The 9,559-nt window shown below is 76.6% G+C and carries 12 protein-coding genes; 9 read left to right on the forward strand and 3 right to left on the reverse strand.

Features of this window, described 5'->3' with window-relative positions:
• The 8 genes from HGCM_RS17895 to mutM all read left to right on the forward strand — a co-directional run.
• A partial coding sequence (locus tag HGCM_RS17895) for a DUF6297 family protein (protein ID WP_051016068.1) occupies positions 1-1,133 on the forward strand: 1,133 nt, incomplete at its 5' end.
• A complete protein-coding gene (locus HGCM_RS10050) occupies positions 1,130-1,702 on the forward strand; it encodes an RsmD family RNA methyltransferase (protein WP_019136710.1) in 573 nt (190 codons plus the stop codon). The genes HGCM_RS17895 and HGCM_RS10050, both read left to right, overlap by 4 nt.
• Positions 1,703-1,770: 68 nt before the next feature.
• Complete coding sequence (gene coaD, locus HGCM_RS17900) at positions 1,771-2,289, forward strand: pantetheine-phosphate adenylyltransferase (RefSeq protein ID WP_019136711.1); 519 nt, start codon at positions 1,771-1,773, stop codon at positions 2,287-2,289.
• Positions 2,286-2,771: a hypothetical protein gene (locus HGCM_RS10060; RefSeq protein WP_019136712.1), complete on the forward strand. Its 486-nt coding sequence runs from the start codon at positions 2,286-2,288 to the stop codon at positions 2,769-2,771. The genes coaD and HGCM_RS10060 overlap by 4 nt, the downstream gene beginning before the upstream one ends.
• A gap of 134 nt (positions 2,772-2,905) precedes the next feature.
• Complete coding sequence (locus tag HGCM_RS10065) at positions 2,906-3,484, forward strand: YceD family protein (RefSeq protein ID WP_026075396.1); 579 nt, start codon at positions 2,906-2,908, stop codon at positions 3,482-3,484.
• A 2-nt stretch (positions 3,485-3,486) separates the two neighbouring features.
• Positions 3,487-3,684 (forward strand): 50S ribosomal protein L32, encoded by a 198-nt coding sequence (gene rpmF / locus HGCM_RS10070; RefSeq protein WP_019136714.1) that lies wholly within the window; start codon positions 3,487-3,489, stop codon positions 3,682-3,684.
• A 33-nt stretch (positions 3,685-3,717) separates the two neighbouring features.
• On the forward strand, positions 3,718-4,449 hold the full coding sequence (rnc, locus tag HGCM_RS17905) for a ribonuclease III (protein ID WP_019136715.1): 732 nt from the start codon (positions 3,718-3,720) through the stop codon (positions 4,447-4,449).
• Positions 4,442-5,365, forward strand: coding sequence for a bifunctional DNA-formamidopyrimidine glycosylase/DNA-(apurinic or apyrimidinic site) lyase (mutM, locus tag HGCM_RS10080; protein WP_019136716.1), 924 nt, complete (start codon positions 4,442-4,444; stop codon positions 5,363-5,365). Before rnc ends, mutM begins: the two co-directional genes overlap by 8 nt.
• Positions 5,366-5,370: 5 nt before the next feature.
• Here the strand turns inward: mutM and HGCM_RS10085 are convergent, their stop codons facing one another.
• Positions 5,371-6,345: an NAD(P)-dependent oxidoreductase gene (locus tag HGCM_RS10085; protein WP_019136717.1), complete on the reverse strand. Its 975-nt coding sequence runs from the start codon at positions 6,343-6,345 to the stop codon at positions 5,371-5,373.
• A 56-nt stretch (positions 6,346-6,401) separates the two neighbouring features.
• Between HGCM_RS10085 and HGCM_RS10090 the strand changes: the two genes are divergently transcribed.
• Positions 6,402-7,028: a response regulator gene (locus HGCM_RS10090; RefSeq protein ID WP_040399728.1), complete on the forward strand. Its 627-nt coding sequence runs from the start codon at positions 6,402-6,404 to the stop codon at positions 7,026-7,028.
• A 24-nt stretch (positions 7,029-7,052) separates the two neighbouring features.
• Here HGCM_RS10090 and HGCM_RS10095 read toward each other — a convergent pair whose 3' ends face one another.
• Together HGCM_RS10095 and HGCM_RS17910 are read right to left on the reverse strand one after the other, a co-directional pair.
• Positions 7,053-8,807: a GAF domain-containing sensor histidine kinase gene (locus HGCM_RS10095; RefSeq protein ID WP_019136719.1), complete on the reverse strand. Its 1,755-nt coding sequence runs from the start codon at positions 8,805-8,807 to the stop codon at positions 7,053-7,055.
• A 25-nt stretch (positions 8,808-8,832) separates the two neighbouring features.
• On the reverse strand, positions 8,833-9,559 hold a 727-nt coding region (locus HGCM_RS17910), incomplete at its 5' end, for an ATP-binding cassette domain-containing protein (protein ID WP_147573154.1).

Below are 9,559 nucleotides of genomic sequence, written 5' to 3' on the forward strand. Positions count from 1 at the left end.
GCCTGCTCACCGACCGGCCCGGCCGCGTCGTCGTGGTGACGGTGACCGGGGCGCTCGTCGCCGCGGCGGTCGTGCTGGCCGCCGCCGTGGGCCAGTCGTGGGGCGTCGCGCGCCGGACCACCGCGCTCGTGGGCGACGTGCTGCTGGCGCTGTCGCCGCTGGTCGCGGTCGGGCTCGCCGTGCAGGGCTGGCACGTCGACGCGGTGCCCGCGCTGCCCTGGGCCGCCGTCGGCGGGCTCGTGGCGCTCGTCGGCCTGCTCGGCTGGTGGGTCGACGCGCGCCTGGGCCGGATCCCGGCGCGCTCGCTGCAGGAGAGCGGCTCCGTGGCGGCGCAGGCCGTCGGCGCGGCGGTCTCGCTCGACTCGCGCGAGCTCGGTCGGGCCCTGACGGACGCCGCGGCGCCGCCCGCGCGCCGCTTCGTGTCGCGGCTCCGGACGGCGCGCGGCGCCGCGTCGGCGCTCGTCACGACCGACCTCGTGGCGCTGCGCCGCTCGCCGCGCCACGTCGTGCAGCTCGTGGTGACCGCGCTCGTCCCCGTGCTCGTGGCGAGCGTGCCCGAGCTCGCCAGCCCCGTCGGCGTGCTCGTCGCGGTCCTGCTCGCGGGCTACGTCGCGGCGAGCGCGACCGGCGAGGGTGCCCGCCGCGCGGAGATGGCGCCGGTGCTCGACCGGCTGCTGCCGCTCGACGCGCGCACCACGCGGCGCCTGCGCACCGTGGTGCCGACCGCGGCGATGCTGCTGTGGTCGCTCGTCGTCCTGGTGGCGGTGGGCCGCTGGGCGGGCGACCCGTCCGGCTGGGTCCCCCTCGCGGTCGCGGGCGCGCCCGTCTGGGCGGCCGCCGCCGTGCGGGCCGCCTACCGGCCCGCGCCGGACTGGGGCGGGCCGCTGGTCTCGACGCCGGCGGGCGCCGTGCCCACGGGCGTCGCCGCCGTGCTCGCCCGCGGGCCGGACGTGGTGCTCGTCGGCCTCCTGCCGTGGTGGGTGTCGATCCTGCTGGAGCGCACGAGCCAGACCCTGCTGGTGGTCCAGCTGGTGCTGGCCGGTGCCGCGTTCGCGTTCGCCACCTCGGTGCGCACGAAGCCGCTGCTCGAGCAGCTGCAGGAGCAGGCGGACGCCGCGGGAGGGCGGCGATGACGCGGATCGTGGCCGGCACCGCCGGGGGCCGGACGCTGCGCGTCCCCCGGGCGGGCACCCGGCCGACGAGCGAGCGCGTGCGCGAGGCGCTGTTCTCGCGGCTCAAGCACCTCGACGCGGTCGACGACGCCCGGGTGCTCGACCTGTACGCGGGCTCCGGCGCGCTCGGGCTGGAGGCCGCCAGCCGGGGCGCCCGCGAGGTGGTCCTCGTGGAGGCGGCGCGCGAGGCGGCCGAGGTGTGCCGCGCCAACGCGCGCTCCCTCGGTCTCGCGGACCGCGTGCGCGTCGCGGCCGACCGTGCCGAGCGGTGGCTCGCGCGCGGCGAGCAGGGCTTCGACCTCGTCCTGGCCGACCCGCCCTACGACGTCACGGAGGAGGCCCTGGGGGCGGTGCTGGCCGGCGTCGCGGCGGCGGTGGCGCCGCACGGGCTCGTCGTCGTCGAGCGGTCCGCCCGCTCGCCCGAGCCCGCGTGGCCCGCGGCGGGACCGGACGGGGGCGGGCTGGTCCGCACCGACGACCGCCGCTACGGCGAGACGCGCGTGTGGTTCGCGCAGCCGCCGACGGCCTGACGCCCGCGGCACCGACACGGCGCCCGGGGCCGACGGGCGCGACGGACGCGACCGCGTACGTTGGGGGCGTGAGGACCGCCGTCTGCCCGGGCTCGTTCGACCCGCTGACCCTCGGACACGTCGACGTCGTGCGGCGCGCCGCCACCCTCTTCGACGAGGTGGTCGTCGGCGTCGCCCGGAACTCGTCGAAGAGCCCCCTGCTGAGCCCGGACCGCCGTGTCGCGCTCGCCCGCGAGGTGTTCGCCGACGAGGAGCGCGTGCGGGTCGAGCAGGTCGACGGCCTGCTCGCCGACTTCGTGCGATCCGTCGGCGCGGTCGCGGTGGTCAAGGGGCTGCGCGGCGGCGCGGACTTCGACGCAGAGTCGCCGATGGCACTGATGAACCGGCACCTGTCCGGCGTCGAGACCGTGTTCGTCATCGGCGACACGCGGCTCGCGCACGTCGCGTCGTCGCTCGTCAAGGACGTCGCGCGCTTCGGCGGGCGGATCGACGACCTGGTGCCGGACGTGGTCGCACCGGCCGTCCTCGAGGCGCTGGGGGGTGCGTCGCGGGGGTCCGGCGCACGACGAGGGGAGGAGCGGGGATGACGGAGCCGACGACGCGCCCGGAGGGGCTCACGGGGGTGCTGGACGCGATCGAGGCGGCGGTGGCCGCGGCCCGGGCGATGCCGATGTCGTCGTCCGTGCTCGTCAGCCGCGCCGAGCTGCTGGAGCTCGTCGCGCAGGCGCGCGAGGTGCTGCCGACGCAGCTGGCGCGCGCGGACGAGGTCGTCGCGGACGCCGACGCGGCCCGCGCCGCGGCGCAGGCGGACGCGGAGCGGATCCTGGAGGACGCGCGCGCCCGTGCCGCCCGCCTGGTGGAGCAGGAGGCGGTCGTCGTGGCGGCCCAGGAGCGTGCCGCCGAGGTCGTCGCCGAGGCGCAGGCCACGTCCGAGCGGCTGCGCCGCGAGGCGGACGACTACTGCGACCGGCGGCTCGCCGACTTCGAGATCGACCTCGGCAAGGTCCTCGCGCAGGTGCAGGCGGGTCGGGCGAAGCTGGCGAGCCGGCTCGAGGCGCCCGAGGCCTGACGCGCGCGTGGGGGGTGACGCACGCGGGTGTGTGACGCACGCGGATTTGGGCAGCCTGTCCGGCGTGCCGTAGAGTTGTCCGCTGGTCCTGCCGGTCGTGGCGAGGGCCGAGATCGACGAGGGGACCGGTGGCCGTGCAGCGCCCAGTTCACCTCGATCCCCGCTCGCCGTTCGTGCTCGACACCCATGAGCTCGGACGCCGGCCCGGATCGACGCGGACCGTGCAGCGCACGGTCGGTGCCCCCGACGATCTCGGCACCGACGTGATCGGTGTCCCCACCGGGACCGACGTCGAGCTGGACCTCCGGCTCGAGGCGGTCATGGAGGGGGTCCTGGTCTCCGGTTCCGTCCGGACCCGGGCGGTCGGGGAGTGCGTGCGCTGCCTGGGTGAGGTCGTCGAGGACGTCGACGTCTCGCTCACGGAGCTGTACGTGTACCCCGAGCGCGCCGCGGTCGCGGTCGAGGACGGCGACGACGAGGAGGACGTGCGCGAGCTCGAGGGCGACCTGGTCGACCTGGAGCCCGCGCTGCGGGACGCGGTCGTGACGGCTCTGCCGTTCCAGCCGCTGTGCCGCCCCGACTGCCCGGGACTGTGCTCGCAGTGCGGAGCACGCCTGGCGGACGACCCTGACCACTCGCACGAAGTGCTGGATCCGCGCTGGTCGGCCCTCCAGGGGCTGGCGAGCACGACAGACGAGACGAAAGAGAGCTAGCCGTGGCGGTCCCGAAGCGCAAGATGTCGCGCAGCAACACCCGTGCGCGTCGGTCGCAGTGGAAGACCACTGCCACGACGCTCACCACCTGCCCCCGCTGCCAGTCGGCGACGAAGCCCCACACGGCGTGCCCGTCGTGCGGCGCCTACGCCGGCCGTCAGTACGTCGAGGCGCTCCGCAGCGAGCACGAGGCCCGCTGACACCCTCGCGGTGACGTACGCAGGAGGCCGGGCGTGAGCGCGTCGGCCGACCAGCTCCTCGAGAAGCTCGGGGTCCACCTGGACCCCGAGCTTCTCGTGCTCGCCCTGACCCACCGCTCGTTCGCGCACGAGGCGGGCGGCATCCCGACGAACGAGCGCCTCGAGTTCCTCGGCGACTCGGTGCTCGGCGTCGTCGTCACCGAGGCGCTGTACCGCGGCCACCCGGACCAGCCGGAGGGCGCCCTCGCGAAGATGCGGGCGGCGACCGTCTCGCAGCGTGCGCTCGCCGCGGTCGCCCGCACCCTCGACCTCGGCGGCTACGTGCTCCTCGGCAAGGGGGAGCTGTCCACCGGTGGCGCCGAGAAGGACTCGATCCTCTCCGACACGCTCGAGGCGCTGTTCGGCGCGGTGTACCTGTCGCACGGCCTCGAGGTGGCGCGCGCGTGCGTGGAGCGCCTCGTCGGCCCGACCCTGGAGCGCGCCGCCGCGCTCGGCGCCGGCCTCGACTGGAAGACGTCCCTGCAGGAGCTCGCCGCCTGCCTCAACCTCGGCGCCCCCGTCTACGAGGTCGTCGGCGAGGGCCCCGACCACGCGCGCACGTTCACCGCGCGGGTCGTCATCGGCGGCGAGGTGCGCGGCGAGGGCACCGGCCCGGCGAAGAAGATCGCCGAGCAGGAGGCCGCCGCCAACGCCTACCGCGCGCTCGACGCGCTGCGCGCCGCCCGGGGCACCGCCGCCCGCGACGACGCGACGGCGGGTGCCTGAGCTCCCCGAGGTCGAGACCGTCCGCGACGGTCTGGCCCGGCACGTGCTCGGCCGCGCGGTCACGGCCGTCGAGGTCCGCCGCGACTACTCCGTGCGCCACCACGCCGGCGGACCCCTGGACCTGACGGGGCGTCTCGTCGGGCGCCGCCTGGCCGCCGCCGCGCGGCGCGGCAAGTTCCTCTGGGTCGTCCTCGACGACGGGGGCGCAGCTCCGGACGACGCGCTGGTCGTGCACCTGGGCATGAGCGGGCAGCTGCTCGTGCGCACGTCGCCGGCGGAGGTCGTGGCGGGCGCCACCCACCCCCACCTGCGGGTGCGGATGCTGCTCGACGACGGCCAGGCGCTCGACTTCGTCGACCAGCGCACGTTCGGCCACGTGCAGGTGGCCGACCTCGTCCCCACGCCGGACCACGCCCCCGGCGGCCGCGGCTCCGAGCTCGCCGCCGTGCCGCAGCCCGTCGCGCACATCGGCCGCGACCTGCTCGACCCGGCGCTCGACCGGGCCGCGCTCGTCGACCGGGTGCGCGCCCGCCGCACGGGGATCAAGCGCGCGCTGCTCGACCAGACGCTCGTCTCCGGCGTCGGCAACATCTACGCCGACGAGGGGCTGTGGCGCGCCCGCCTGCACTACGCCCGCGCGACGGACCTGCTGCGGCGGGCGGACGTCGAGCGCGTGCTGGACGCGACGGCCGAGGTGATGCGCGACGCGCTCGCGCAGGGCGGCACGAGCTTCGACGCGCTGTACGTGAACGTCAACGGGCAGTCGGGGTACTTCGACCGGTCGCTGGCCGTCTACGGCCGGGAGGGCCAGCCCTGCCCCCGCTGCGGCACGCCCGTGCGGCGCGACGCCTTCATGAACCGCTCGTCGTACGGGTGCCCGAGGTGCCAGCCGCGGCCGCGCCGGGGCCGCTGGTAGCCGCGTCAGCGCTCGACGACGTTCTCCAGCGACCGCCCGGCCAGCAGGGCCGCGACGTTGCGCTCCAGCAGCGCGGCGGCCCCGACCGGGCGCCCGCCGGCGGCGTGCGGGCTGACGAGGACGCGCGGCTCGTCCCACAGCGGGGAGGCGGGGTCGAGAGGCTCGCGCTCGACGACGTCCAAGGCCGCCCCGGCGATCGCGCCCGAGCGGACGGCCGCCAGCAGCGCGGACTCGTCGAGCGTGCTGCCGCGGCCGACGTTGACGACCCAGGCGCGGGGCGGGAGTGCCGCGAGCACGGCGGCGTCGACGAGGTGGTGCGTCGCGGGGGTCTGGGGGAGCAGGCAGACGAGCACGTCGGTGCGGGCGAGCTCGACCGCCACCTCGTCCTGCGCGACGACGGGGAACCCGTGCCGCACGCCCGCGGTGCGCGCGACGCCGGTGACCTGCGCGCCCAGCGCCGCCAGCAGCGGCGCGAGCCGGGCGGCGATCGAGCCGAAGCCCCAGACGAGGACGCGCGCGCCCGCCAGGGTGCGCACCTGCGGGTCGTGCAGCGGCTGGATGCCGCCGAGCTCGCCGGCCCAGCGGTGGTCCTGCTGCGCACGCACGAGGTCGGGGACGCGGCGCACGACGGCCAGCACCAGCGCCAGCGCGTGCTCGGCCACGGGCCCGTCGTGCAGCCCGCGCCCGGACGTGACGACGACGTCGGGCGCGAAGCCCGCCTCCAGCACGGTGTCCGGGCCGGCGGCGAGGGAGGCGACCCACCGGACGCGTCGCAGCCGGGCCGCCGCGTCCCGCAGCTGGCGGCGGCCGTTGCCCCACGCGACGAGGACGTCGGCGTCGAGCACGCCGTCGGGCAGGCGCTCGGCCGGGTCGTACCGGACGCCGCGGACGCCCGGCGGCAGGGCCGGGTCCTCCTCGAGGGTCGTCGGGAGCAGGATCAGCAGCTCCGGCCGCGTGGTGGCCTCGTCGGACGTGCGCACGTCGATACGATCGCAGAGTGAACGAGCAGCGCAGCACCCCCGGCCAGATCGCCGTGATGATCGTCGACGACCACGAGGTCGTCCGCCGGGGCATCGCCGAGGTCATCGAGCGGACCGACGGCATGACGGTCGTGGCCGAGGCAGGGTCCGTGGCGGACGGGGTGCGGCGGGCGAGCCTCGTGCGTCCCCAGGTGCTGCTCGTCGACCTCATGCTCCCGGACGGCACGGGCATCGACATCATCAAGGCGGTCCTGGCCGAGCAGCCCCAGGTGCGGCCGGTCGTGCTGACGTCGTTCGACGACGACGACGCGGTGGCTGCCGCGCTCGACGCCGGTGCGGTCGCCTACATGCTCAAGACCGTCCGCGGCGCCGAGATCGGCGACGTGGTCCGCCAGGTCGCGGCGGGGCGCACCCTGCTCGACGAGCGCACCGTGAACCGGCGCAAGGCGGGCCACGACGACCCGACCGAGAACCTGACGCCGAGCGAGCACCGCGTGCTCGACCTGATCGCCGAGGGCCTCTCGAACCGGGAGATCGCCGAGCGGCTGGGCGTCGCGGAGAAGACGGTGAAGAACCACATCACGTCGCTGCTGGCGAAGATGGGCCTGCAGCGGCGCACGCAGGTCGTCGCGTGGGTCGCCTCCCACCGCTCGGGCGCGTGGCGGGGGAACGCCTCCAGCTGAGCGGCTCCCGGCCGGCGCCGGCGGTCAGCCGAGCGGCGCCTGCCAGCGCAGCAGCGTCCCGTGCCCGGTCGGGGCGGTGCCCAGCGAGAACGTGCCCCCGTGCAGGCGGGCCCGCGCCGCCAGGTTGCCGGTGCCGGAGTGCCGGTGCCGGACGCGGGGGAGCCCGACACCGTCGTCGAGCACGTCGCACACCACCGAGCCGGTCGGCCCCTTGCCGTCGACCTTGAGCGTCACCGTGACGTGCCGGGCGTGCGCGTGCTTCGCGGTGTTGGCGAAGCCCTCGCGGATCACGGCCACCACGTCGTCGGCCAGCCGGGCGCCGAGGCGGTCCTCGAGCCGGTCGTCGTCGGACCCGTCCTCGGCGACGCGCCGCCCGTCGAGCGCCAGCTCGATCCGCGGCAGGAAGCCCAGGGCGGCGCGGGCCCGCTCCGCCTCCTGCGTGAGCCGCTCGCGCAGGTTCTTCGTGGCGTCGGCGTCGCGCAGCGCGTGCACGATCGCGCGGATGGCACGGATCGAGCCGTCGACGTTCTCCAGCGCCGTCCGCAGGTCGCGGTCGAGGTCGGCGGCCGACTCGCCCCGGACCACGCCGGTGCGCAGCGCCTCGAGCTGCATGCCGGTCGCGAACAGCTGCTGGACCGCCATGTCGTGCAGGTCGCGGGCGATGCGGTCCCGCTCGTCCGTCAGCGCCGCGACGTCCTGGGCGTGGCGCGCCTCCGCGAGGAGGAACGCGAGCGCCGCCTGGCGCGCGAACGACTCGGCCGTGTCCAGGTCGCCGTCGTCGAAGAGCTCGTCCCCGATCCCGCGCGCGACGACGAGCACGCCCAGCGTGCGGCCGCCGGCCTGCAACGGCGCGTACATCGCCGGGCCGAAGACCTTGAGCTCCTCGAGGAGCGAGGTCTGCGACATCGACTCGGAGAGCTGCCCCCGGCCGCTGCGCATGACGGACCACGACATGCCCTCCGGCGGGACCATGAGCCCGACGAGGTGGTCGGTGCCCTCGCCGTCGACCATCTCGAGGTAGAGGTGCCCGCCCACCCCGGGCATCACGAGCGCGCTGAGCTTCGCCCCGGCGATCTGGCGGGCGACGGTGACGACGCGGCCGAGCGCCTCCTCCTCGTCGGCGCCCTCCAGCATCATCGTCGTGATCTCCTGGCTGGCCCGCAGCCAGTGCTCGCGCTGCTCGGCGTCCTGGTACAGCCGCGCGTTCTCCACGGCGACGCCCGCGGCCGCGGCGAGCGCCGTCACCACGGTCTCGTCCGCGTCGGTGAAGCCGCCCGCCTTCTCGGACAGGTACAGCTGCCCGAAGACGTGCCGGCCGACCCGGACGCTCGCGCCGAGGAACGACCCCATGGGCGGGTGGCCCTTCGGGAACGCGACGAACGCGGGGTGGTCGCGCAGGTCGTCGAGCCGCAGCGCGCCCTCGGCGGGGATCGCGCCGAGCACGCCGCGGGCGTGGGGGCCGTGCTCGAGCATGCGGGCGACGGCGGTCGGGATGCCGGCGAACACGAAGGTCGTCGACGCGCCCTGCGTGTCGAGCACGTTGATCGCGCCGTACCGGGCGCCCGTGAGGGACAGCGACACCGACAGGAACTGGTTGAGCACCTCCGGCAGCGAGAGCTCGGCCGCGACGGAGAGCATCGCGTCGAGCAGGTCCGTGAGGGCGTCGCCCGTCAGCGGCCGCGGGGCGCCGCCCAGCGCGATCAGCTCGCCGGACTGGATCGCGCCGGCGGCGAGCGGCCCGTCGGCCGGCTCGAGCGTGGGGGGCGAGGTCGGGCTCACCGGCTCACCGTAGCCCGGTGCGGCGTCAGCCACGGGGGCCCTCCCCGTCCGGCGGCTCGGGTGCCGACGGGTCGCTCGCGGCGGCCTGCGCGGCCGCGTCGGCGCGGTGCTCGGCGTCGGTGGCTAGCAGCTCGGCGTGCGTGCCCGCGACGAGCGAGCCGTCGGCGTGCACGCGGACCACGAGGTCGGCGTGCTCCAGGGCGGTCGTGCGGTGGGTGACGACGACGAACCCCCGCCCGGTCCGCGCGGCGAGGCGGCGCACCAGGTCGTCCGCCGTCGCGGCGTCGAGGTGCTCGACCGGCTCGTCGAGCAGGACGAGCGGCGCGGGAGCGGCCAGCGCGCGAGCGACGAGCAGCCGGCGGCGCTCGCCGCCGGACACGCTCCGCCCGTCGGGGCCGAGCAGCGTGTCGAGCCCGTCGGGCAGCGCGTGGAGCCAGGCACCCAGCCCGACCTCGCGCAGCAGGGCGTCCGCCTCGTCGGCCGTCACGTCGCCCCGGGCGACGCGCAGGTTCTCCAGGACGGACGTGCCGAACACGTGCGCGTCCTCGGCGGCCAGCACCACGCGGGCGGCGCGCTGCTCGTTGGGCACCGACGTGACGTCGACCCCGTCGAGCGTCACGACGCCCGCCGCCGGCGGCAGCAGGCCCGCGAGCGTGAGCAGGGCGGTCGTCTTCCCGCTGCCGCTCGGCCCGACGACCGCGACGAGGCGGCCGGGTGCCAGCTCGAGGGTCAGGCCGCGCACGAGGTCGGGG

Origin of the sequence: Cellulomonas massiliensis JC225 (assembly GCF_000312005.1) — a bacterium.
GTDB classification, from domain to species: Bacteria; Actinomycetota; Actinomycetes; order Actinomycetales; family Cellulomonadaceae; genus Cellulomonas; species Cellulomonas massiliensis.